The organism is Dellaglioa sp. CoH-55-MRSF-7 (genome assembly GCF_056782235.1).
The window spans coordinates 76,686-101,667 of the sequence record NZ_JBXAYI010000003.1 but is presented as its reverse complement, the minus strand read 5'-3'; the positions used below and the strand labels follow the sequence as shown (position 1 = coordinate 101,667).

Below are 24,982 nucleotides of genomic sequence, written 5' to 3'. Positions count from 1 at the left end.
TTATTGACCTCCTGAATTAATTTCTAAATCTAATAAATCAGTACCAACAATTATTTCTGACTGGTCTTTAGCAAGTGGTTTAATTTTTTTATATTTTGGTGTGTTCGTCACGATAATTGGCGTAATAATTTCATATCCTGCCTGTTTAATACCTTCAATATCGAATTTAAGTAATAAATCGCCTTTTTTTACGACGGTATCAATTTCTGTTTGAATTTCAAAATACTTACCTTCTAATTCAACTGTATCCATTCCGATATGCATTAAAATTTCGGCGCCATCGTCTGTCACCATACCAACTGCGTGTCCTGTTGGAAAAACTAATGTTATTTTACCATCAGCAGGTGCGTATAATTGACCAACTTCAGGTAGAATTGCGATACCGTCACCCATAATACCAGAACTAAAGACAGGGTCTTTAACCTCTGATAAAGGTAATACTTCGCCTTTAAGTGGGCTACCAAGGATTTCTCCACTCATTTCTACTTCTACAGGTACTACTGACGTTGTTACTTTTGTTTCAGCAACAGCAACGGGTACTTCTTGATCTTCCTTTGTTAAACCGAACATAAGTGTTAAGACATATGCCAATACGAATGAAACAACGATTGCTATCAGCACAGCGTAGAATGACATATCAATTCCTGTCTTAGGATTCAAGTAACTTGGAATAGAGAAAATGCCTAATCCACCAACCATGTATCCTTTTGTCCCAAATACACCAAGAACCATGCCACCAATAGCGGCTGAAATACATGTAATAATAAATGGTTTTTTACGAGGTAACGTAATTCCGTAAATAGCGGGTTCCGTAACACCAAAGATTCCTGAAATAAATGAAGAATAGCCAAGACCTTTTAGTTTTTTATTTTTTGTTTTAATTGTAATTGCCAATACTGACCCAATTTGAGCGAACGTTGTCCCTAGCATAAGTGCTAAAATTGGATCTGAGCCTGTTGTTGAAATGTTAAGTAAGGCAAGTGGAACAAGTCCCCAATGTAACCCGAAGATAACAAGTACTTGCCATAAGCCACCAAGAACTGCGCCAGCGGCAATTGGACTAAATGTGTATACAGCTGTAAATCCGGTTGCCACAATATCACTAGCCCAAGTTGTTATGGGACCTATAAAGATAAATGTAATAGGCACAACAACAAGTGCTGTTAACATTGGCACTAAGAATGTTCGTACAACTTCTGGTATCACTTTTTTGAAGAATGGTTCCACTTTTGATGCAAACCAAATTGATACAATAATAGGTACAACTGATGATGCGTAACTCATCATGATTACTGGAATCCCCAAGAATGTCATATAGATTGGTGATTCAAAAATTGTTCCTGCAAATAAAGTGTACAGCACTTTTCCACCTGAAGCGGCTAGTGTTGCTGGCAATTGTGCCACAATAGTTGGGTAAACTAAGGATGCACCAATAACCATTGCCAACAATGGATTAACGTGGAATTTTTTACTAGCACTGTAAGCTAAGATAATCGGGAAGAAATAAAAGAAAGAATCTCCTAATGCATTTAAAATAATATACGTTCCAGATGTCGGTGCCACCCAGCTAAATGCGACTAGTAATGAAACTATTCCTTTGATCATCCCTGTTGCAGCTAAAACACCTAGAGCTGGTGCAAAGATACCTGAAATCATATCAATAAAGGCATCAAGCGGTTTCATTTTTTCGCCATCATTATCTGGCACAATGCCATCACCATCAAGTCCGCTACCTTTAACTAATGCATCATAAACTTCCGGAACTTGATTTCCAACAACCACTTGGTACTGGCCGCCACTTTTAACAACGGTCACTACGCCGTCCATATTTTTCAACATATCGGTATTGGCCTTAGATTCATCTTTTAATTTAAATCTTAGTCGGGTTGTACAATGGACTACGCTATTAACGTTAGCTTCGCCACCTACATTTTTTAAAATATCTTTAGCTAATTTTTCGTAACTCATCACAATCACTCCTTTATATTTTTTATAAATTAAAACCCAGTTATCCATTTCAACTCAAAAAATACGAGTTTGCATGGATAACTGGGTTTATGCTTGCTTATAAATGGCAATAACACACCTAATTATCAATTTATTTAATTTTCTGTTTGCCGATGGGTTACTCGCCAGATATGTAAAACTAGATAAACTTGTTCGTCTGCTTGTAAATCCCAATCGGCCCGTTCTCGAATATACTGCACGATTTTTTCCACTGTTTCGTACACTTGTGGATACCGACTAATCATCATGGCGAGCAACTCAGGGTCAAGTTCTGCACGATCAATCTCAGTATTATGAAAATGCCTAATGAATAAATAGCGTAAATGTGAGACAAATCGACTATAATTAAATGATTTTTCGTCGAGAATAATACCAGTATCTAATTGAATAATATTAACAATTCCCGAAATGAGTTCTGTCAGCTTCATCGATTCTTGAACAGCATGTCCGCCTTCTTTGACGTTAATCAAATGATAGGTTAATAAAATCAATTCATTATTTTGAACCGTAATGTCAAATTTTGATTCGATTTCTTTAATACCAACCTTTGCAGCTTGGAATTCACTTGGAAATAATTTTTTCATTTCCCAATGAACAGATCGGTCATTTAAAAACATTTCTTCACGATTTTTTTGTAATGAATATTGAAAATGGTCCACTAAAATCAAAAATTGAACATCATCAAATGTCACATCAATTAATGGCTCTACTACTCCAACAAAAGTTGTCGTAACTTCCAAAGTTTCTGCATCAAATCCTGAAATTAATTTCATTGTATCTGAATCTTCTTCAGCTTTAAACCGTCGGTCAATCTGGTCCTTATCGATATTATCTCCAGCATGATAACCGAATCCAATACCGTTACCAATGACCACCCACTCAACATTGTCGGATGATTCAACTAAAGCTGCATTATTATTAAAATTTTTTACGAACTTCACATCAAACCGACCCCTTCCCATAAAAAATGACCTACAAATACAGATATTTTCATATCTACATCAATAGGTCATGCCTGATCGAATCAGTAACACTCATTTCATATTTATTGTATCATTTATTGTAAGCGTTATCAATAGCTATTTAAATTACTTTATAACTTACTACCATTTTCTTTAATGACCTTTTGATACCAATAGAATGAATCTTTCTTATATCGTTTTAATTCTTTCGCACTTTCTTCATCACGATCAATATAAACAAAGCCATAGCGCTTTTGATAGCCATTTGACCAGCTCAATAAATCAGTGAAACTCCAAGTTGTATACCCAATGACTTTTACACCGTCTGAAATGGCTTCTTGAATGGCTTTAATATGTTCATTGATAAAGTAAATTCGGTAATCATCATGAATTGTATTGCCTTCTTCTAATTTATCATAAGCACCAAGACCGTTTTCAGTAATAAGAACAGGTAAGTCGTAACGACTATCAATTCTTCTCAGAGCAATTCTTAGCCCTTCAGGATCAATATTCCAATCCCAATCAGTTTGTTTTAAAAATTCATTATTAGTAGTCTTAAACATGCCTGGAACGCCACTTTCGGAGCTAGTCCCCTTTTTACCTGTATTATTTTCAGCAGCAAGTCCAACACCACCAACTAACGGATTAGCCGCAATTGTTTGGGTTTGATAATAATTTAAACCCATAAAATCTGGTTTTCCAGCAATTAAAAGAGCTTGATCTGCTTCTGTAACAGTAGGTGCAGTTCCACGTTCAGTTAACCATTTATAAATCATTTTTGGATAACGTCCATAAACATAAATATCCATCCAAAAATGAGCAGCATAATCTTCATAGTTAGTAGCCGCAACTTGGTTTTTAGGATCTCCATTAACTGCATAACCCGGGCTATAGGCAAAGCTAGGCCCAATTTCACCTTGATAATGACCTTCATGAAATGCCTTAATTGCTGAAGCATTTGCTAAATTAGCAATGTGATTTGCAGCATACATTCTTTTTTCATCATTTACTGCAGGCGGATGACTCTCCATTTGATAGCCATGAGAAATAAATACGTTTTGTTCATTTAATGATACCCAATATTTAACACGATCACTGAATGCATCAAAACAAGTTTTCGCATAATCCGTAAAATCAGTAATAATTTCACGAGATTCCCAACCAGCATATTCATCTTGTAATGCTTGTGGTAAATCCCAATGATAAAGTGTCACAACAGGTTCAATATTATTCGCAATTAACTCATCGATTAATCGATTATAAAAATCTATCCCCTTTTGATTAACTTTACCTTTTCCTTCTGGATAAATACGTGTCCAAGCAATTGAAAAACGGTAAGCTTTCAATCCTTGCTCCTTCATTAAGGCGACATCTTCTTTAAAACGGTGATAATGATCGACGGCTACATCACCATTTGTACCCTTAAATGTTTTCCCAGGAATTCTTACAAATTTATCCCAAACTGATAATCCTTTACCATCTTCTTGATACGCACCTTCAATTTGGTAAGCAGCTGAGGAAGCCCCCCATAAAAAATCAGTTGGAAATTGACTCATTTTTTCATATTCCATTATCTATTCTCTCCTTAAAAATAATCACTTAATATCGGTTGTTCTTTAATTAATGCGCCATCGAATAACGTCACGTCGCCTGATACAAATCCATATTGTTTTAATTGTTTAAATGTTCGATACCCCATCATACTTCGTGTTAAATTTTGAATATCCGTTGTAAACGTAGTTGCTGAATTTTCAGTCTTTTCAACTTTTGTTTGTCCGTCTATTCGGCTAATTTGCCAATAGCCTTCATTAGCCTGAATAGTCGAATCTTGAACTTGAATCACAATTTGTGGAAAATCTTGCTGGTAAGGGTATCTGCTGAGAAAGTCTTCAACATTTACAATTCTTGCCATCATGTAAGGTTGCGTTGTCACTTCAACTTGAGGATTTGCCAGTACATCTGGAAATGGCTGTCCAATTGGACTCTCATAACTAAACCATTCGTATGCTGATTGATGCTTAAGCACAAAATTTTGTAATTGGAGCCAACTCTCACTTGTTTGATATATCCATTCAACGATTTTAAATTCATCAGTTTCTCTTTGATAAACAAGATAGCCTTCTGACTCATTTTTTTCATTATAATAGACCGCTACTTCCCAGTTAGGGTGTTTCTCCGCCGAATAAGTTAACCACCAATCTGGCCGTTCAATACCACCTTGTTGAGAGAGCTGATTCTGTTGGTATAATTTATTTAATTCCTCTTTTACATCCAAATAACGGTGACGTTCAACGTGACCTATGGCCTTAACTTTTAATCGTGGTAAATCCTTCGTATTCATCCGATATATCGTTTGATCAAATGTTGCTTCGTAACCGAATTTACGATAGAACGGATACGAAAATGGCGCTAAATACGATAATGTCGTTCCATTATCATACATCTCATCCAGAGCTAAATTCATTAATTGTCCAATACTACCCTGACCAGCAAATTCTGGATAACTTGCAACATAGCCAATACCACCCATTTTAAATTGAGTCCCGTGAAAATGAGTCGTAAATGGTGTATTAATCACACCGCTGACAACTTTCCCAGATTCAACTGAGCCCCAATCTGATGAATGCTCATAAAGTTTGCGAAAAAAGCTCTTTCTCTGTGCTGATACTTTTTTATTAAAGGCATAAATTGATAAATCAAAGTAACTTCCAAAATGAGTTTCATCTAACTTCATATTTGTCATGGATCTACTCAACTCCTTCTTCTGTACGAATTAACCTCTTTAAATATAGCACGGTTACCCTATTCGTGCAATCGCTTACAAAATTAGTCAATAAAAAAATCATCCAATTATTATTGGATGATCCTTCTCATTAATCAAAATGTTCTGCTTTTGGTTTGCGTCTTTTACCTTTATTTTTTTGATTTCTCAAACGAACTTTACGATGTGGTTTCTTTACTGGTTCATCAGATTGCTTTTGACCATCAACTGTTTTGGCTTTCACTTCAACTGGTTTAAGTTTCTTAGCTTTTGGTTCAGCCACACGTTCTGGTCTTTCTGTTACAATCGCACCATCATATAAGTAACCTTTTTCAATTTCAAATGGTGTATTTTTTAAATCTTGTTTTAAGGTACGTAGATCATGTTCATTTCCAAGATTAATAACCATCCCTTCAGCACCCATCCGGCCTGTCCGGCCGACACGATGAATATATGACGTCGTATCTTTAGGCATATCATAATTTACGACTGCGGGTAACATTGGAATGTCCAAACCTCGAGCGGCAACATCCGTCGTTAGTAATAATTTAATTTCATGCTTATGAAGTTGTGATAAAGCATTAGCACGATTAACTTGGCGTTGCTCGCTATCTAAGACAGCGACTGGTACATGATCATATTTTAATTTTTGAGCCATATCTTGTAACGATGATAGTTGGTTAAAGAAAACTAGTGCATAAAAATCTTCAACATTTGCTAAACGACGCAACGTTGATTGACGTTTACGCGTTGGTGTTTCAATTGAATAATGGTGAACGATACCTTGTGTTTGATCAACTTCACGAACATCATAAGTTGTCACATTAGCACCAAACCATTTTTTCAAATCATCTAATATTGCCGTTTCCGTCGCAGAAAAGAAACTTAATTGAATGCCTGCAGGTGCCTGGCTGATTAAATCACGACAAGTTGTTAGTGTTTCATCCGTTAATAAATCATCCGCTTCATCAATGACAACTGATTTAACTTTATGTAATTTAATTTTTTTATCTTCAGCTAAATTCAATAAGCGACCTGGTGTTCCGACAATAATCTCAGGTTTTTTCTTTAAATTTTCAATTTGGCGTTTCATATTAGCACCACCAATAATAGCTTGAACTTTTAAATCAAGTTCTTTAGCCCAAGGACGAATGACACCTGCTAATTGCATAGCTAATTCTTGTGAAGGTGCAATAATCAATAGTTGAATGCCATCTTTAGGTATTAATCTTTCGAGTAAAGGTAAGCTGAACGCTAATGTTTTACCAGAACCGGTTGGTGCTAATCCAAGGATATTTTCACCTGATTTTAGAGGTTCATAAACGGCTTCTTGGATGGGTGATTGTGTTTCAAAACCTTGTTCTTTAAAATATGCATCAAATTTTGGATTCATTTTAGTCTCTTTCTTTTAACTTCATAGGATTAGTTTTAATAATTAAGTATAGCATATAAAAAATAAGCTTCCATTGATTCACAGAAACTTATCTCAATAATTCTTATTTATGATCAGCTGGAAATTCAATTCCGGCACTTTTCCTTAAATCAAACAATACTTGATTAACTGTCACACTAAGTTTTTGCCATTTTATATAATCAGCTTTGTTCGTTACGTCATTGGGGTTATTGATGACTCTAGCAAAATCAATCGCTTCAGCTAACATCGGATTTTTAGCTGGTTTTTGACTAAGTAGTTCTTCTTTATCAGAGCCATCTCGATAAAGAACCTCATTTAATTCAGCTGCATTATCCATCACAATTGTGTCTTTTAGGCCATAGATTTCACTAGTTAAATATGAATTTGCTGTCTTACCAATATTTAAGGTCACTCTAAAATCTTCATAAGTTAGAATTGCGACACCTTTACCATCAACACCTGTTGGTAACATTGTTGGATAGTACTGAACTTCAAGTGGTGTACCAAACCAAGAAATAGCATTATAAACAACGTAAACACCTAAGTCTTGTAATGCACCACCAGAAAATTTTGGTGAGAAGATATTAGGTTCTTCACCTGCTAAAATAGCATCATAACGTGACGAATACTTCATATAAGTTAAAGTTGCGCCTTGGATGGTCTCTAGTTCAGTTACTTTTTGTTCAATAATTTTGAAATTATCTTGATGAATTTGTCGAGCTGCTTCAAATAATTGACTTCCAGGATGTTCCCTAAGAACCGTCTGAATAGCGGCCATTTCTGTTGGATTTGAGACCACTGGTTTTTCGGCAATAACTTTTTTACCAGCTTCAATCGCTAATTTAATTTGTTCAAAATGTAAACTATTCGGAGAAGCAATATAGATTACCTCAAATTTATCTGAATTTAAAAATTCTGTCATATTATCGTAAAAATTTGTTGCACCATATTTTTCACCAAAATCTTTGGCTTTTAATTCGGTTCTTGAATAGACACTAGTCAATTGAAATTCATTAGATTCATGCGCTGCTTCAACGAATTGACCTGTAATCCAATTTGTACCAATAATACCTAATTTAATCATACCCAATACCTCCATTTTATTATTAAATTCATTATAACAACAATTGAACCGTTTTCATAACGATTGCTTTATTTCAATTTTGTGACGATAGATTAAATTTATATATATTTTGGGCAATTCTTTCCGCTTGTTAGCTAAAAGTGCTATATTTAAGTAGAAGAGTTCTAATTAGGAGGGATAGCTGTGAAGAAACGTAGTTTTGCACTACTAGGTGCATCATTTTTTATTGGATTAACGAAAGATATTAAGTCTATAACCGCACCTAAAACTAAGGTTTCTTTACCTATTTTTTATGCTGGACATTGGCTATTCTACGATGAATTAAGTCATCGACACCATAATTTGGATATTTCATCAGACCTCACAATTCGAATTGACGAACGTGCACTCGATGGTAAGATTGAACATATAGATGAGCGTGAACTTAGTTTCTTAGATGAATATGGTTTTCATCTAAGAATTGATGCAAACGATCAAGGACCAGTGAGTTTGTTTGACGAAGCAGATAACCGGACCTATCCCATTAAATTAGCCCCAATTGTAGAATCACAAGATGATAAAAATGAAGATGTAGATTAACAGAATTTTGTTGATTATCATCTTCATTTTTTGTTTCATTACACGTTTAAATAGTCTAAAATAGTTAAATACGCATTTTAATATAGAAACGAGGACCTTTTTCCATGAACAATGATCACCTAAAACGAGATATTGGCTTTTTCGCTGCCCTTTCAACTGTAATGGGAACAGTTATCGGCGGAGGCGTTTTTTTTAAAGTTTCAAGCGTTACACAACAAACCCAATCTGCTAACTTAACTTTATTTGTTTGGTTACTTGGTGGCTTTTTAACTATCTGTGCTGGATTAACCGCTGCAGAACTTGCAGCCGCCATCCCAGAAACTGGTGGCGCCATTAAATATATCGAATATACTTATGGCCGTTTCCCAGCATTTTTACTTGGCTGGGCACAAATAATCATTTATTATCCAGCAAACATTGCAGCTCTTTCAATTATTTTTGGCACACAATTAATTAATCTTTTCCATCTTGATTCACATTTAATTATCCCATTTGCTTTAATTAGTGGAATCAGTATCACATTGATTAACTTTTTAGGCGCCAAAGTTGGTGGTACCTTTCAATCAATTTCATTAGTTTTAAAATTATTACCTATTATTGTCATTGTGATATGGGGGATTTTCACTCCTGGACAAGTGACGTTTAGTTTAATTCCGTTAACATCCGGCGCGCACCAGTCTTTCTTTACTGCTTTAAGTGGCGGCCTTCTTGCGACCATGTTTGCTTATGATGGCTGGATTGGGGTTGGAAATATTGCCGGAGAGATGCACCATCCAGAACGTGATTTACCGAAAGCCATTATTTCAGGATTATTTTTCATCACAATTATCTATACATTAATTAATTTTGTTTTTCTTAAGGCTCTTCCTATTTCAGGATTAGCTGGCAATTTAAATGCAGCTTCTGATGCCTCAAGACAACTATTTGGACAATTTGGTGGTAAGTTTGTGACCGTTGGTATCTTAATTTCAGTCTACGGTGCCACTAACGGCTATACGTTAACCGGTATGCGCGTTCCATATGCGATGGCCTTAGAAAACCAACTCCCCTTTAGTAATTGGCTAAAACGCTTATCTCCTCATACGAGAGTTCCATATATTGCGGGCTTTTTACAAATAAGTATCGCAATAATAATGATGTTCTTAGGTAGTTTTGATTTATTAACAGATATGCTTATTTTTGTTATTTGGATTTTTAATGTACTAGTTTTCGTTGCTATCTTTATATTACGAAAACGTGAACCTGAATTAAATAGACCCTATAAAGTTCCTTTATATCCAATCATTCCAATCATCGCGATTATTGGGGGTATTTTTATACTCGTTGCGACACTATTAACACAAACGACGTTAGCACTTGTTGGTCTATTAATAACGGGACTTGGCATTCCTGTTTACTTTATTCATCAAAAAAGCCAAGGATAATTATACAAATAAAAACATTCAACTTTTAGAGCCAGATAGGCTCATATCCCTTAAGTCGAATGTTTTTATTTTTTATAAATTATTTAAATAGTTACTATATCCAGCAGCTTCCATTTCTGCTTCAGGAATAAACTTCAATGAGGCAGAGTTAATACAATAACGTAATCCGCCTTGGTCTTTAGGTCCATCAGTAAATACATGACCTAAATGTGAATTTGCTTCCTTACTTCTAACTTCCGTTCGTTGATAACCAAAAAGACTATTATCAACCAACTCAGCAATCTTAGAACCTGGGATTGGTTTTGAAAATGATGGCCAACCGCAGCCAGCGTCATATTTTTCTGCTGAACTAAAAAGTGCTTCCCCACTAACAACATCAACGTAAATTCCTTTTTGATAGAAGTCATCATATTTACCGGTAAATGGCGCTTCCGTTGCAGCATGTTGTGTAACTTCAAACTCTTCATTAGTTAAACGTTCACGTAATTCTTTTTCAGTTTCTTTTGACATAATGGACCTCCTAATGTTTTAAGATATCATTAGAATACTCTTTTTCACACTGAATACAATTTATCTGTTTGCAAAAAAAAGGCCAAAAGTAAAATACCTTTGGTCTTCCTCATCTATTATATTAAATTGGTTATTTTTCTAAAATTGTAACTGTTTCAATATGTGTTGTTTGTGGGAATTGATCCACTGGTAAAATTGGTTTTGTAACTTTGTAACCATCATCTAAGAAGCTCTGTAAATCACGAACTAATGTTGAAGGGTTACAACTAATGTAAACAACTTTTTTAGGTTGCATTTTAAGTGTACTTTCAATAAATGCTGGTTCTAGCCCCTTACGAGGAGGATCGACAACTAAAACGTCAGGTCTTAAGTTAGCATGACTCCAGTTTTCCATCCAGTTTTCTGCCATCCCAGTTTCAAAACGAACATTATCAATACCATTAATCTTAGCATTTTCTTTCGCATCTTTAACCGCTGCAGAAACTAATTCTACACCATAGATTTGACGAGCATGTTTTGCCATTGATAATGAAATTGTTCCAATACCACTATAAGCATCAATAACTGTTTCATTACCAGTTAAACCAGCACGTTCAAATGCTGCAGCATATAATTTTTCTGTTTGGACAGGATTAATTTGGTAGAAAGAATGTGGTGAAATTCTAAATGTTAATCCATTTAATTGATCTTCAATATAACCAGGGCCAAATAAAACTTTGTTTTCGCGGCCTAAAATAACATTTGTCTTTTCAGAATTTGTATTTTGAACAATAGTTGTAACCTCAGGTAATGATTCACGGATTGCAGCAGTAATTTCAGTAAACATTGGTAATTTCTTAGAGCGTGTTACTAAGACAATCATCATTTGTTTTGAGTAATGACCACGGCGAACCATAATGTGACGGATAATCCCTTTATGTGCACGTTCGTCATATGCTTCCACATGGAAACGTTGTAAGACATCACGTACAGCTACGATTGCTTTATCAATTTCTTCATCTTGAATTAAAAAATCTTCAATTGCAACAAAATCATGACTGTTTTTCTTGAAGAATCCTGTTTTTAATTCACCAGCAATTTCGCGAACAGGCACTTGTGCTTTATTACGGTAATGGAAAGGATTTTCCATTCCAACAGCATCAGATACTTCAATATCCAAATGCGCTTTTTTCAATAACTCTTGAACTTGTGCTTGTTTGAATTTTAATTGTGCTGGGTATGCTAAATGTTGTAAAGGTGCAATTCCAGTTTGTGTATATGCTGAACCTTTTGTTTCAACACGATCTGGGCTCTCATTACGAAAAGCTAAAACTTTAGCGAAACCAAAGTTCTTGCTAACTTTCATTACACGAATACTAACTTTTTCGCCTGGTAATGCATTTTCAATAAATAATGGGTAGCCATCAACTTTAGCGACACCCATACCTTGATAAGTTAAATCGATAATTTCTGTATCAAATTCTTGGTTCTTTATTACTGGAGGTAGTTTTTTCATTGTTGTCCTTTCGATGTTCCTGCGTATTTACTTTATTCAACCATGTTTAACCCCTAAAAGTCAATAGTTGCCAACTCTAGAAATAAAACAGGATTGAGGCCTTTACCAAGCACCTCAATCCTACTTAATTTCTTAGTTATCTCTTACTTTACTAATTGTACCATTACCGTCAACATCTTCACTATGCATTTCTTGGACTTCTTTTACAAAATGTTCTTCAGCTGTAATTTCGGCAGCCGTACGACCTGACGTAATTGACGTTTCTGGCAATGCATCTGTATTCGCAAAAATTTCGATATGTTGCTTTAAATTTTTGAAAGTCATTGGTGCATCACCACCATATTCACCATCAATATTAATCATCATTTTATTATCGACTGGTTTAGCAATTAATTTAGACGTTTTAACATAAATCACACGTTTATCATTAATATGCTTCCCACCATTTAACACAAGTGCCATTAAATGCAACATTTCGGCGATATTAGTCGCTTTAACAATAAGCAAGGTAAACTTACCGTCATCAAGTGAAGCGTTTGGTACGATTTGTTCAAAGCCACCTACAGAGTTCGTCAATGCTAATAAAAACATTGATGCTTTCCCTTTAAAAATTCCCCCATCATACTCAAGGTTCATTTCAATTGGTTTCATTCTAGGTAACATTTCAGCACCTTTAGCTAAATAAGCCAGATAACCAAAAAGTGATTTAAATTGTGAAGGAACATCATAAGTTAATTCCGTTAATAATCCACCACCAGCGATATTAATGAAATATTTTTCTCCAGCTTGTCCAACATCCATTTTAACTGTGTTACCTTTTGCAATTACTTTTGCAGCAGCAACTGAATCATCCCTAGGTATTTTCAAAGCTCTCGCATAATCATTTGTCGTTCCAGCTGGAATAACACCTATCTTAGGTCGGTGCTTAAGACCAGCAATTCCATTAGCAACTTCATTAATGGTTCCGTCGCCACCAGCAGCAATTACTAAATCAAACCCTGATTTAGCAGCTCTCGTTGCTTCATCTCGAGCTGAATGTTTCTTCGCTGTCGTCGCATAAGCACTAGTTTCATACCCGGCATTTTCAATGATGTCTAGAATACTCACGAGATCACTTTTTAAAGCCTCACGACCGGATGTTGGGTTATAGATAATTCTGGCTCTTTTTCTCATTCCGTTCCTCCACATGAATCTTATTTTAATAAGATTATCTTTGCTTCAATGAGGCCATCAATAATTGATTGACCACATTAGGATTTGCTTGTCCCTGTGTTTGTTTCATGATTTGTCCGATTAAGAATCCAACAGCACGATCTTTACCATTTTTGAAATCTTCAATTGATTGTTCATTGTTATCTAAAATACCATCAATAATGGGTTGTAACTTAGCTGGGTCAGATAATTGAACAAGTCCCTTAGACTCAACCCAAGCTTTAGGTTCGCTACCATTTTTAATAATTTCTTGGAAAACTTTTTTAGCAATCTTACTTGAAATTGTTTCATCAGTAATTAAATTAATCATTCCAGCAAGATTTGCTGGTGTTAATTTAGTATCTTGTAAGTTTAATTTATTTGTATTCATGAACGCATTAACTTCACCCATTAACCAGTTAGCAGCTAACTTAGGATCTGCATCTAACTTAATTGTGTCTTCAAAGAAATCTGACATTTCTTTTGTTTGTGTTAAGACTTCAGCATCATATTCAGGCAAGCCTAATTCACTTGCATAGCGTGTCCGTCGTTTGTCAGGCATTTCGGGAATTGATTCTCTAACTTCTTGAATCCAGTCATCACTAATATGAATTGGTGGAATATCTGGTTCTGGGAAATAACGATAATCGCTAGCCCCTTCTTTGACACGCATCAAAATAGTTGTACCAGTTGGTGCATCAAAACGGCGTGTTTCTTGTTGAACAATACCACCAGACATCAAGACATTTATTTGACGTTTTTCTTCAAATTCAAGTCCTTTACGCACATTTTCAAATGAATTTAAATTTTTCATTTCAGTTTTTGTCCCATAACCGGGTTGGCCAATTGGGTTAATTGAAATATTAACATCAATTCGCATTGATCCTTCTTCCATCTTCACATCAGAAACACCGGTAAATTGAATAACTTGACGTAATTTTTCAAGATATGTGTAAGCTTCTTCAGGTGTTTTGATATCAGGACGTGAAACAATTTCAATCAAAGGTGTTCCTTGACGGTTTAAATCGACATAAGAATAGCCGTTAGGATTATGCGTATTTTTACCCGCATCTTCTTCAACGTGCATTTCTTCAATTCCGATTTTTTTCGTTTCGCCATTAACTTCAATTTCTAAGAAGCCGTTACGACCAATAGGTTCTTCTGATTGTGTGATCTGGTAAGCTTTTGGATTATCAGGATAAAAGTAATTTTTTCGGTCAAAATGGTTATCCTTTGTGATTTCACAATTTAAAGCTAAGGCAGCACGCATTCCGTATTCAATTGCCCCTTTATTGGCAGTTGGTAAAACACCTGGATAACCCCAGTCAATAACGTTGGTATTCGTATTAGGTTCTGCCCCAAAATCAACTTTTGAAGGTGAGAATGCCTTAGAGTTAGTTTTCATTTCAATATGAACTTCAAGTCCAATTGTTGTTTCAAAATTCATTAGTTTTGGCCTCCTAACGTAGGGACTTCTTTATGGAAATCAGTTGCTTGTTCAAATGCGTAACCAGCACGATACATTGTTGCTTCATCGAATGATTTCGCAATTAATTGTAATCCAACTGGTAAGCCATTTGAGAATCCAGCAGGAACTGACATGCCGGGTAGTCCAGCCAAGTTAACTGGAATCGTTAAAATATCATTCATATACATTGTAATTGGGTCTTCAATTTTATCACCAATATTAAATGCTGTATTAGGTGCAGTAGGCCCAATAATCAAATCATAATCATTGAATACATTACGGAAATCATTGCAGATTAAAGTCCGAACTTGAGCTGCTTTCTTGAAGAAAGCGTCATAAGTTCCAGCAGATAATGAGAATGTTCCTAACATAATCCGACGTTTAACTTCATCCCCAAAACCTTCTGAACGAGAACGTACATAAACATCTTCCAAACTCTTAACGTCTTGTGCACGGAATCCATAACGAATACCATCAAAACGTTGTAAATTAGATGATGCCTCAGAAGAAGCTAGAATATAGTAAACGGGCACACCATATTTACTGTTTGGTAAACTAACTTCGTCAACTGTTGCGCCAAGTTCTTCAAACGTCTTAACTGCTTTTTGAATGGCTTCTTTAACACCAGCATCAACACCCTCACCTAAATACTCTTTAGGTAAAGCAATCTTCATTCCTTTAATATCGCCAGTTAATCCAGCAGTAAAATCAGGAACAGCTTGCGCTGAACTCGTTGAATCATGAACATCGTTACCACTGATTGCATTTAAAACAGCAGCGTTATCTTTAACGCCACGTGTGAATGGTCCAATTTGGTCCAAACTTGATGCAAATGCAATTAAACCATAACGTGATACACGACCATAAGTTGGTTTTGTTCCTACGACACCATTAAATGAAGCAGGTTGACGGATAGAACCACCAGTATCTGAGCCTAAAGCAGCAATAACTTCACCTGAAGCAACTGCAGCAGCTGAACCACCTGATGAGCCACCGGGAACCTTCGTTGTATTCCAAGGGTTTTTTGTTGTTTTAAAAGCTGACGTTTCAGTAGAACCACCCATAGCAAATTCATCCATGTTTGTTTTACCAATTGTCACCATTTGTGCTTGGCGCATTTTTTCAATCACTGTTGCATCATATATTGGATTGAAATTTTCTAACATTTTGCTTGCAGCAGTTGTTGTTAAATCCTTTGTCACAATATTATCTTTAACAGCCATTGGTATCCCGGCTAAGACATTATTTGCATCGATACCAGCAGCATCAACAGCCTTAGCTTGGCTAAGTGCCATTTCTTCGTTCATTGCGAGGAAAGCAGAAATCTTTGAATCACGTGCTTTAATTTCAGCAAAGGTTGCCTTCGTTAATTCTTCAGAACTCATTTCTTTATTAACTAATGCGTCATGTAAACTTGATAAATCTTGTTTGAAATAATCCATGCTTAAGCTTCCTCACTTTCATCAATAATTGCTGGCACTTTAATAAGGCCATTTTCACTATCCGGTGCATTTTTAAAGAGTAAGTCTCGATCTGTTCCTTCTTCTGCGACATCTTCACGCATCACATTGAGAACATCTGTAATATGTGTCGTTACTGGAACGCCTGTTGTATCTACTTCTGATAATTGTTCAGCCATTCCGATAATATCATCTAATTGACTGGTAAATAGTTCTAAATCTGTATCACTGAGTTCTAGTTTAGCTAACTCTGAGACATGTTTGACTTCTTCTTTACTAATTGACATTCAAAACCATCCCTTCAAAATTCAAATTAATTTCTTTTTAATAACTGGTAAATACATGCGTATAGTATGTGCTTTCTTTAGCTGTTTTGGCAAGGAAACTTTGCATTGTCCCATCACTACCTTTGATAGTAATGTCAATTGGAATCCCTGATGCTAAATATTTCACGGCCGTTGTTGATAAATATTGAGTGAAACTAATAATCTCTGTTTCACTATAAAATTGAGTTGTAATATTGATGTGCATCCCTGTAATTGCTTTGTTTTTATATTGTACCTGTGCTGTTACACCTGCTAAATTAGGAAAGAAACTTTGAACTTCAGTTTTAAAATTCGTAAATGTCGTTTCATCATTTGTATTAGGTGATGTGGCCGTCGATGTCGTTGGGAACGTATAACTCTTAATTGAAACATCATCCCAATTATCAATCGTCGTTTTACCATTCTTATTCACAGCGTAGGCGTAGAAACTACCGCCAACTAAACTATCGTTTGGTGCTTGCTTGTACATTGCCACCATGATTGGAACGCTATCACTAATTCCTTTGGTTTTACGAAGACGAGCAACCACTTTGTTAGCAGCTTCTTTACCCTTTTCTCTCATTGTTGCATCAGAAATAACGGTTTTATATTCAGCCCCATATTCTTCTTTTTGATAATAATCAACTGAGTTCATTCCGATACCTACCGAGATACCCGAGAGTGATAATTTGCTGCCTTTTTTTGTCATAAAATCTTGTTCTTCAACTTGCTGTACATACATGGGATTACGGTCTGTTTCACCCGTTTTACCATTACTCTTAGGGTTTAATCCGTCTTTATTAGCACTTGATTCACGTCCTAACCAGCTTTGAACAGTCGTTTTTGTTAAATATTGTCCTTCTTGGAAAATATAACTGTCAGTAGCAAATTGATCTTTAGATAAATCTAACAGACCAGATTCAAAACTTTTTAAATTCAAGACATTGTCATTTTGTGTGAGTGCCACACCTCTTGATTTACTTGTTAAATATTTACCATCTTTAATGACACCTTCATAGTTACTATCACTTGTTTGGCCAGTTGTCTGGTAACCAGAACTTGATGTATTTTTAGAGGTTCCCGACGAGCCTGATGAGGCAACATTGCCACAGGCTGCTAAGAAAATTAACGAGAAACTTAACATAAGTCCAATCTTAATTTTTTTCATATGACACTCCTTCCATAACTGAGATAAATTGTTGTTCATCCCAAATTTCAATTTCTAGTTGCTTCGCTTTTGTTAACTTACTTCCAGCATCATGCCCGGCAATTAATAGGTCTGTTTTTTTCGAAACACTACCAACAACAGAAGCACCATTTGCTTCAAGCCATTTTTTAGCATCGCTTCGTTTCAACTGATCAAGTGTTCCCGTTAGGACAACTTTCTTATCCATCACGGGACTACCTTCAGCTAATTCTGCAATTTCAGCAGTTGTTTTGCCTAAAAAGGTTAAGTTAACTTGCGCATTATCCAGTTCATCAATCAATTCACGAACTTGGTCATTGGCAAAATAAGTCACAAGACTATCCGCAATCACCTGTCCGATTGAATCAATGACGAGAATATCTTCGGAAATTGCTGTCATTAATTGATGAATATCTTTAAATTCGGCTGAAACCAATCGAGCAGCCTTAGCTCCAACATGCCGAATTCCTAGTCCAAATAATAAGCGTTCCACTGAATTTTGTCGGCTAATATCAATTGCATTTAATAATTTATTAACCGATTTTTCTTTGAAATTATCTAGCGTTAACAGTTGATCGGCAGTTAACTGATACAATCCTGCAACATCACTAATTAACTTATTTTCAAATAATTGTTCAACAATTTTAGGCCCTAGTCCATCAATATTCATCGCATTTCTAGAAGCAAAATGTGCCAGACTCTCTTTAATGAGTGCGGGACATTTTGGATTGATACAACGTAATGCAACTTCTTCATCCAGATGAACTAATATTGCTCCACAAACTGGGCAGTTCGTTGGCAAACTATACACAACACTGTCTTCTGGTCGTTTATCTAAGACAACTTCAGAAATTTCTGGAATAATATCCCCAGCCTTATGCAACTTAACCGTATCGTTAATTCTAATATCTTTTTGTTTCAGTAAATCCCCATTATGCAATGATGCCCGAGAAACTGTTGTTCCCGCTAACTGCACAGGATTCATGATTGCAGTTGGTGTTACGACACCTGTTCGACCAATCGTCCATTCAATATCTAGAACTTTAGTTTCTTGCTCGTCTGGCGGGAATTTATAGGCAATTGCCCATTTTGGAACTTTAACCGTATTACCAACTTCATCATGAATCGTGAATAAATTTGCTTTAATAACAATACCATCGATATCGTAAGATAAATCATGACGTTTTGCTTGATATTCATTAATGTATGCCGAAATTTCTGTCATATCACTCGTAACACGTGATTCAGTATTTGTTCTAAATCCAAGTTTAGACAAGCGTTTTAACGCATCACTTTGAGTTTTGACATCCGGATCAACTATATAATAGATAAATGTACTCAATTGTCGTTGAGCCGTTTCAGCTGTATTTAATTGTCGTAAACTACCTGCTGCTGCATTCCTAGGATTAGCAAATACCGTTTCTCCAGCTTCCTCGCGACGTTTATTCAACGCAACAAACGCCTTTGTTGGCATGTAACATTCTCCACGAACTTCAATTGAAATGGGTTCCGTCAATGTTAGTGGAATTGATTTGACTGTTTTAAGATTTTCAGTAATATTTTCACCAATTGTGCCATCTCCACGAGTTGATCCTTTAACGAATACACCATTTTCATATGTTAACGAAATGGCCAATCCATCAATTTTGAGTTCAGTATTGTAACTTACCTCAGCATCAACTGATTTTTGTAATCGTTGATCAAATTCCGATAGTTCTTCAATGGAAAAGACATCCCCCAATGAAAGCATTGGTACTTCATGCGAAACTTTTTCAAAACCAGGCAGTACCTGGCCACCAACACGTTGCGTTGGTGAATTAGGTGTCACTAAATTAGGAAAGGCTTTTTCAAGTTCTACTAGTTGTAGGTAGTGTTCATCATAAACATGATCTTCAACTGTTGGCTGATCAAGGACATAATATTGACGCGTCCATTTGATTAAGTCAGTTTTTAATTGATTCACTCTATTAGTTGCTTCTTCCAATGTTATGGCTTGATTTGACAAACTTGAACCCTCCTTTTATTTAGTCCACTTTTTTTGTAATTGGTGCAAAAGCTGTCAACAGACGCTTAATCCCTTGTTCTTTGAAAGCAATATCAAGTTCAGCATCCGAACCTGATCCTGAAACTTTAACGATTGTCCCAGTACCCCAAGCTTTATGTTCCACTTTTTCACCAATACGCCAAACAACTGCATCAGCACCTGTACCATTATCACGTTCAACGGTTTTAGCAGGTCGACGGTATGTTGTCGCCGTCGCACGTTGATTGGAATACGATGAATTACGAGATGGTGCTGCCGTTTGATTATCTAATTCAAGTAATGACTCATCTATTTCACCAATGAAACGTGAAGCTTGATTACTTTGACGACGACCATACAACATTCTTGAAAAAGCATTTGTTAAATATAATTTGCGTTCAGCACGAGTAATTCCGACATATGCTAAACGACGTTCTTCCTCAAGTTGATCATCTTCTAACATGGCACGAGAAAGAGGGAATATGCCTTCTTCCAATCCCATTAAAAAGATAACTGGAAATTCAAGTCCTTTAGCGGCATGTAATGTCATCAATGTGACTTCTTCAGGTTCTTCTTCAATATCATCTTGTGCAGAAACTAGTGCTAAATCAGCTAAGAAATCAACATAACGGTCACTATCATCTTCTTCAGCTTCCCAACGATCATCAAATTGCTGAGTTACAGACAAGAATTCTTCAACGTTTTCAAGTCGCGTTTCATTTTCAATCGTTTTCGTCTTTTTCAAATTAGCTTCATAACCTGATTGTTTTAAAATTTCTTTTGTTAACTCGGTCACATTCAAGAACTCACGCATTTTTTGTAATCCACGAATCATTGTGGCAAATTCTTGTAATGATTTTTCAGCTTTACCAGAAATATTAGCAAGCGCTGAGTTTTCAGCACCTTCAAGCATTGTCCAATTATTCATATCTGAAAATTCACGTAATTTGTCCACACTACTTGCACCGATACCGCGTTTTGGGACATTTACAATACGATCAAAACTCATTGAATCTTGATCATTAGCAATTAAACGAATGTAGCCTAAGATATCTCGAATTTCCAATCGCTCGTAGAATTTGTGTCCACCAACCATTTTGTAAGGAACGCTTGATTTTAAGAATGTCTCTTCAATCACACGAGACTGTGCATTCGTTCGATATAAAATGGCGAAATCACCGTAATTTAAGTGATTATCTTTAATTTGTTCTTGAATTTTTTCAACCACATAATGTGATTCATCATTTTCACTTTGGCCACGGTAGTAAGAAATTTTCTCACCATCTTTATTATCAGTCCAAAGACTCTTATCACTGCGGTTCGTATTATTATCAATAACTGCATTGGCAGCATTCAGAATTGTTTTCGTTGAACGATAGTTTTGTTCCAACTTAACAACATCAGCATCAGGATAATCTTTTTCAAAATTCATAATGTTATCCATGTTTGCCCCACGCCAACCGTAAATACTTTGGTCAGCATCCCCGACGACGCAGAGATTTTTGAAACGTTCAGCTAACATGTTTACTAAGGTATATTGTGCTTCATTAGTATCCTGATATTCATCCACATGGATATATTGAAATTTATTTTGATAAAAAGCCAATGTTTCAGGCTTTTCTTTAAATAAACGGATAGTTAACATAATTAAATCATCGAAATCAACTGCTTGATTTGAGCGTAACTCTTTTTGATATGCCGTATAAACTTTAGCTACCATTTGTTCGAACATACTTGCAGCACGTTCTGCGTATTCTTTTTCTGTTAATAAATCATTTTTTGCATTTGAAATTGCTCCTAAAACGGTTCTTGGGTCAAATTTTTGTGGATCAATATTTTGTTCTTTTAAAATACGTTTTACTAAAGTCTTTTGTTCACCTGGGTCGGCAATTGTAAATGCACGATTATAACCAATTTGGTCAATATCACGTCGCAAAATACGAACACAAAGTGCATGGAATGTTGAAACCCAAACATCTTCTGCCCCTTTGTTAAGTAATTTATTAACACGTTCGCGCATCTCTTTTGATGCTTTATTTGTAAATGTGATTGCTAATACGTTCCATGGATTGATACCTTTTTCTTCAATTAAGTAAGCAACGCGATGCGTTAATACTCGCGTTTTACCACTTCCAGCTCCAGCCATAATTAAGAGTGGTCCCTCTGTTTTTAGGACAGCTTCTTTTTGTTTGTTATTCATTCCGTTCAATAAGCTTTCAGTAGTCAAATTAATCAATCCTCTCTATAAATCAGTCATTATTTATTATAGCAAAAAAACGCCTTAACTTCTTTAATTTTTATGAATATATGTCTCAACTTGTTCATAAAAAAAGACGAACCGATTCAAAACGATTCATCCTTCTAATTTCATTTAATTTGTTGTTTCTTTTTTATCCCAAATGCCTGTATCTTCAATTTGATTCAATGCTTCACGAACTGAATCTGACTGAACCAAAATATGCCCAGCACGATCTAATTTATGATTTTCAGGGTAACGATAAAAATGGTAATACCAATTATTTTTAAGAACCCACTGTGTCTTTAAATCGGCACGTTCTTCTTCTTTTAATGACACCATAACAGTTGGTGCAAGGAATTTCACTTTTGATAGTGGCAATCCACAAATGGCACGTAAATGCTGTTCATACATGCTAACGTTTGTTGCTTTATCAAAAACATACCCTGATTGATGCATAGCGGGCACGACACGTTTAACATAAATTGCACCTGATTTAGTTACAAAGTAGCCAATTTCTAATGCGCCAGTGTAGTCTAGATTTTCCGCAACTTTAATGGCAATTTTATGCATTTCAGCAGAAATTTCTGTATCTAAGTTAGCTGGTACGATTGATTCGTGTAATCGATGATCACGATATTTATTTTCAACAGCTGGGAAAAAATTAATTTCCTTACCATTTTTGATAAGAACCATTGAGATTTCTTGTTCATAAGGAATCCATGATTCTAAAATATAGGTGCCACGTTCAACCAAGTACGCCGCATCTGAAATATCAGTTTGCGTATTGAGAACACTCTGGTAACTTTTACCAAACCCTTTTTGGATTGGTTTTAAAACGCTGGGATACCCAATTGAAAGTACAGAATTATACACATCTTCTAATGATACAATTGTTTCAAAAGGTGGAATATTAATATTTAATTGTTCAAAAAAAGCTCTTTCCAACAAGCGGTCTTGCATAATTTCTAATGCATTATACTTTTGTGGCACATAAGTATATTTTGAAATATATTCAATCACTTCTGAATTAACGTGTTCAGATTCATACGTCACAATATCTGTTCGTTCAGCGAATTCTTTCAATTTATCCTTATCATTCATCTTACCTACAACAGAATAATCTGCTAATTGAAGTGTCTCACTAACTTCATTTTGACTGTATGCTGCGATTTTAAACCCTAAATTTCTTGCAGCCATAGCCAACATTGCACCCGTTGGACTATCTCCGATTATTCCCAATGTACTTCCAGGAAAGATAACTTTTTTTTCCACTATATATTCACTACTTTCTACTTTTGCTTTATACCCTTAATCATACTGTTATCCCGCGGGGCAATCAAGTTTTAACAACCATAATTTAACAATTTTATAAGAAAATAAAAAAGAGCACATTTTGCGCTCTTTTCGTTAATTTAATCTTCAAAATGAACTTGATCACCATCAAATGATGAAATTTTAGCAAGTGATTCTAAACGTACGCCACGTTCATGAATTAATTCGGCACCTTTTTGGAATGATTTTTCAATTACAATTCCAATTCCAGCAATTTCTGCCTTAGCTTCGTCACAAATTTGGAAGAGTCCTTCAGCTGCTTGGCCATTTGCCAAGAAGTCATCAATGATTAAAACACGATCGTTTTCACCTAAAAACTTGTTGGCAACGGCAATTGTATTTTCAACTTTCTTTGTGTACGAGTAAACAGAAGCAGAATATAAATCATTTTGCATCGTAACGCTCTTATTTTTACGTGCGAAGACAACAGGAACATGAAATTGTAACCCAACGAATACTGCTGGGGCAATACCTGATGATTCAACTGTTAAAATTTTAGTAATTTTTTCATTTTTGAATAATTCAGCAAATTCCACACCCATTGCTAACATTAAATCAGGATCAACTTGGTGATTTAAAAATTGATCGACCTTCAATACATCTCCTGGTAATACAATACCATCTTGCATAATTCTGTCTTCTAAAAGTTTCACGTGGGGTACGCTCCTCTTGCTATTTATATTTTTTTGGGTATAAAAATAGCTTTTTCACTTCGGTATAAGTAAAAAAGCTACATTCCGGTTTTGAATGACTTAAGAATAACATAATATAAGGGTAATTTCAATTTGAATCTACTCATTTATCGTTATTATACTTGACATTAATCCCGTTTATTTATCATATTTATCTAAATGATATTGTTTAATGATATCTGTTAATTTTGTACTATAATCATTATCTGTTGCGTACCCATCAACTACTAAAGCTGCTGCTGCATCTTCGTAAGTTGCTGCAGAAAGAACGTCAGCAAATTGTGTTTTATTCCATGTATTTCCATTAGCTAATAATTTCGAATGAGACATAATTGCTTCGTCCCAATCTTTGAAGACGATAAATTTAGCCGTAACCGTCTTCCATGTGCCATCTTTTTCTTGTTCTTTAGTTTTGAAATCTTTTGCACGTGCGCCCGTTCCTTTAATTCCAAATAGGTTATTGTAGTCTTTAGCTAAAGAACTCGTTCCCCAATCAGATTCTAAGATAGCTTGTGCAATTGTAATACTAGAAAAGACTTTATATTTTTTTTGCATTTTTTGTGCTTCAGGTGCTACTTTCTTAATAAATGCTTGTTTTTTAGCTTCTGCTGCTGCTTTTTTTGCTGATTCACTTGCTTCAATTTTTGAGGTTGATAATGACGTCGCAATAGATTCATCTCGAGCAACATTCTTTTTATGAACGTTCATTGAAACAACGACTGTAATAATACCAAGAATTAAAATTAAAACAACAATATTCGCAACTTGAATTTTACCGTTCTTTACAAAAATCCCCCGACCATTTTTCTTTTTCATTAGTACACCCGTCCCTATACATTTAATTGTTTCA

20 protein-coding genes are annotated in these 24,982 nt (G+C 35.4%); 2 read left to right on the top strand and 18 right to left on the bottom strand.

Annotation, left to right across the window (positions count from 1 at the left end):
• The 6 genes from AC1RPU_RS04250 to AC1RPU_RS04225 form a co-directional block, all read right to left on the bottom strand.
• Entirely contained in the window at nucleotides 1-1,968 is a 1,968-nt protein-coding gene (locus AC1RPU_RS04250) for a beta-glucoside-specific PTS transporter subunit IIABC (RefSeq protein WP_481761560.1), read from the bottom strand.
• A gap of 134 nt (nucleotides 1,969-2,102) precedes the next feature.
• On the bottom strand, nucleotides 2,103-2,948 hold the full coding sequence (locus AC1RPU_RS04245) for a PRD domain-containing protein (RefSeq protein WP_481761561.1): 846 nt from the start codon (nucleotides 2,946-2,948) through the stop codon (nucleotides 2,103-2,105).
• 152 nt (nucleotides 2,949-3,100) lie between these two features.
• Complete coding sequence (locus tag AC1RPU_RS04240) at nucleotides 3,101-4,540, bottom strand: glycoside hydrolase family 1 protein (protein ID WP_481761562.1); 1,440 nt, start codon at nucleotides 4,538-4,540, stop codon at nucleotides 3,101-3,103.
• 14 nt (nucleotides 4,541-4,554) lie between these two features.
• Entirely contained in the window at nucleotides 4,555-5,712 is a 1,158-nt protein-coding gene (locus AC1RPU_RS04235) for a GNAT family N-acetyltransferase (RefSeq protein ID WP_481761563.1), read from the bottom strand.
• A gap of 130 nt (nucleotides 5,713-5,842) precedes the next feature.
• Nucleotides 5,843-7,123: a DEAD/DEAH box helicase gene (locus AC1RPU_RS04230; protein WP_481761564.1), complete on the bottom strand. Its 1,281-nt coding sequence runs from the start codon at nucleotides 7,121-7,123 to the stop codon at nucleotides 5,843-5,845.
• Nucleotides 7,124-7,226: 103 nt separating this feature from the next.
• Nucleotides 7,227-8,228: a Gfo/Idh/MocA family protein gene (locus AC1RPU_RS04225; RefSeq protein WP_481761565.1), complete on the bottom strand. Its 1,002-nt coding sequence runs from the start codon at nucleotides 8,226-8,228 to the stop codon at nucleotides 7,227-7,229.
• 183 nt (nucleotides 8,229-8,411) lie between these two features.
• On the opposite strand from AC1RPU_RS04225, the gene AC1RPU_RS04220 reads away from it, so the two are divergent.
• On the top strand, nucleotides 8,412-8,807 hold the full coding sequence (locus AC1RPU_RS04220; RefSeq protein ID WP_481761566.1) for a DUF4828 domain-containing protein: 396 nt from the start codon (nucleotides 8,412-8,414) through the stop codon (nucleotides 8,805-8,807).
• Nucleotides 8,808-8,911: 104 nt separating this feature from the next.
• Nucleotides 8,912-10,231 (top strand): APC family permease, encoded by a 1,320-nt coding sequence (locus AC1RPU_RS04215; RefSeq protein WP_481761567.1) that lies wholly within the window; start codon nucleotides 8,912-8,914, stop codon nucleotides 10,229-10,231.
• Between the two features lie 72 nt (nucleotides 10,232-10,303).
• Here AC1RPU_RS04215 and msrB read toward each other — a convergent pair whose 3' ends face one another.
• From msrB to AC1RPU_RS04155, 12 genes are all read right to left on the bottom strand, one after another.
• The gene (gene msrB, locus AC1RPU_RS04210; RefSeq protein WP_481761568.1) at nucleotides 10,304-10,741 is read right to left on the bottom strand and encodes a peptide-methionine (R)-S-oxide reductase MsrB; all 438 of its coding nucleotides are present in this window, start codon (nucleotides 10,739-10,741) and stop codon (nucleotides 10,304-10,306) included.
• 130 nt (nucleotides 10,742-10,871) lie between these two features.
• The gene (gene rlmD / locus AC1RPU_RS04205; protein ID WP_481761569.1) at nucleotides 10,872-12,236 is read right to left on the bottom strand and encodes a 23S rRNA (uracil(1939)-C(5))-methyltransferase RlmD; all 1,365 of its coding nucleotides are present in this window, start codon (nucleotides 12,234-12,236) and stop codon (nucleotides 10,872-10,874) included.
• 132 nt (nucleotides 12,237-12,368) lie between these two features.
• Nucleotides 12,369-13,409, bottom strand: coding sequence for a diacylglycerol kinase (locus tag AC1RPU_RS04200; RefSeq protein WP_481761570.1), 1,041 nt, complete (start codon nucleotides 13,407-13,409; stop codon nucleotides 12,369-12,371).
• A 34-nt stretch (nucleotides 13,410-13,443) separates the two neighbouring features.
• Nucleotides 13,444-14,874: an Asp-tRNA(Asn)/Glu-tRNA(Gln) amidotransferase subunit GatB gene (gene gatB, locus AC1RPU_RS04195; RefSeq protein ID WP_481761571.1), complete on the bottom strand. Its 1,431-nt coding sequence runs from the start codon at nucleotides 14,872-14,874 to the stop codon at nucleotides 13,444-13,446.
• Nucleotides 14,874-16,337: an Asp-tRNA(Asn)/Glu-tRNA(Gln) amidotransferase subunit GatA gene (gatA, locus tag AC1RPU_RS04190; RefSeq protein WP_481761572.1), complete on the bottom strand. Its 1,464-nt coding sequence runs from the start codon at nucleotides 16,335-16,337 to the stop codon at nucleotides 14,874-14,876. Before gatA ends, gatB begins: the two co-directional genes overlap by 1 nt.
• 2 nt (nucleotides 16,338-16,339) lie before the next feature.
• Nucleotides 16,340-16,642 carry an Asp-tRNA(Asn)/Glu-tRNA(Gln) amidotransferase subunit GatC gene (gatC, locus tag AC1RPU_RS04185; protein WP_409022077.1) on the bottom strand — a complete coding sequence of 101 codons (303 nt, stop codon included), beginning with the start codon at nucleotides 16,640-16,642 and terminating at the stop codon, nucleotides 16,340-16,342.
• Between the two features lie 37 nt (nucleotides 16,643-16,679).
• Entirely contained in the window at nucleotides 16,680-17,828 is a 1,149-nt protein-coding gene (locus AC1RPU_RS04180) for a CamS family sex pheromone protein (protein WP_481761573.1), read from the bottom strand.
• On the bottom strand, nucleotides 17,815-19,836 hold the full coding sequence (gene ligA, locus AC1RPU_RS04175) for an NAD-dependent DNA ligase LigA (protein WP_481761630.1): 2,022 nt from the start codon (nucleotides 19,834-19,836) through the stop codon (nucleotides 17,815-17,817). Before ligA ends, AC1RPU_RS04180 begins: the two co-directional genes overlap by 14 nt.
• 34 nt (nucleotides 19,837-19,870) lie before the next feature.
• Nucleotides 19,871-22,096 carry a DNA helicase PcrA gene (gene pcrA / locus AC1RPU_RS04170; RefSeq protein WP_481761574.1) on the bottom strand — a complete coding sequence of 742 codons (2,226 nt, stop codon included), beginning with the start codon at nucleotides 22,094-22,096 and terminating at the stop codon, nucleotides 19,871-19,873.
• A gap of 144 nt (nucleotides 22,097-22,240) precedes the next feature.
• The gene (locus tag AC1RPU_RS04165) at nucleotides 22,241-23,380 is read right to left on the bottom strand and encodes a 5-(carboxyamino)imidazole ribonucleotide synthase (RefSeq protein ID WP_481761575.1); all 1,140 of its coding nucleotides are present in this window, start codon (nucleotides 23,378-23,380) and stop codon (nucleotides 22,241-22,243) included.
• Between the two features lie 140 nt (nucleotides 23,381-23,520).
• Entirely contained in the window at nucleotides 23,521-24,093 is a 573-nt protein-coding gene (locus tag AC1RPU_RS04160; protein WP_409022073.1) for a xanthine phosphoribosyltransferase, read from the bottom strand.
• Between the two features lie 177 nt (nucleotides 24,094-24,270).
• A complete protein-coding gene (locus AC1RPU_RS04155; RefSeq protein ID WP_481761576.1) occupies nucleotides 24,271-24,948 on the bottom strand; it encodes a glycoside hydrolase family 73 protein in 678 nt (225 codons plus the stop codon).
• Nucleotides 24,949-24,982 lie beyond the last annotated feature (34 nt).

Bases quoted from the DNA above. Each gene is read 5' to 3' on its own strand.
- AC1RPU_RS04180 (WP_481761573.1), bottom strand. From the start codon at position 17,828: ATGAAAAAAATTAAGATTGGACTTATGTTAAGTTTCTCGTTAATTTTC.
- AC1RPU_RS04155 (WP_481761576.1), bottom strand. From the start codon at position 24,948: ATGAAAAAGAAAAATGGTCGGGGGATTTTTGTAAAGAACGGTAAAATT.
- AC1RPU_RS04200 (WP_481761570.1), bottom strand. From the start codon at position 13,409: ATGAGAAAAAGAGCCAGAATTATCTATAACCCAACATCCGGTCGTGAG.
- AC1RPU_RS04215 (WP_481761567.1), top strand. From the start codon at position 8,912: ATGAACAATGATCACCTAAAACGAGATATTGGCTTTTTCGCTGCCCTT.
- AC1RPU_RS04230 (WP_481761564.1), bottom strand. From the start codon at position 7,123: ATGAATCCAAAATTTGATGCATATTTTAAAGAACAAGGTTTTGAAACA.
- msrB (WP_481761568.1), bottom strand. From the start codon at position 10,741: ATGTCAAAAGAAACTGAAAAAGAATTACGTGAACGTTTAACTAATGAA.
- AC1RPU_RS04235 (WP_481761563.1), bottom strand. From the start codon at position 5,712: ATGACAAATATGAAGTTAGATGAAACTCATTTTGGAAGTTACTTTGAT.
- AC1RPU_RS04250 (WP_481761560.1), bottom strand. From the start codon at position 1,968: ATGAGTTACGAAAAATTAGCTAAAGATATTTTAAAAAATGTAGGTGGC.
- gatC (WP_409022077.1), bottom strand. From the start codon at position 16,642: ATGTCAATTAGTAAAGAAGAAGTCAAACATGTCTCAGAGTTAGCTAAA.
- gatB (WP_481761571.1), bottom strand. From the start codon at position 14,874: ATGAATTTTGAAACAACAATTGGACTTGAAGTTCATATTGAAATGAAA.
- AC1RPU_RS04225 (WP_481761565.1), bottom strand. From the start codon at position 8,228: ATGATTAAATTAGGTATTATTGGTACAAATTGGATTACAGGTCAATTC.
- AC1RPU_RS04240 (WP_481761562.1), bottom strand. From the start codon at position 4,540: ATGGAATATGAAAAAATGAGTCAATTTCCAACTGATTTTTTATGGGGG.
- gatA (WP_481761572.1), bottom strand. From the start codon at position 16,337: ATGGATTATTTCAAACAAGATTTATCAAGTTTACATGACGCATTAGTT.
- rlmD (WP_481761569.1), bottom strand. From the start codon at position 12,236: ATGAAAAAACTACCTCCAGTAATAAAGAACCAAGAATTTGATACAGAA.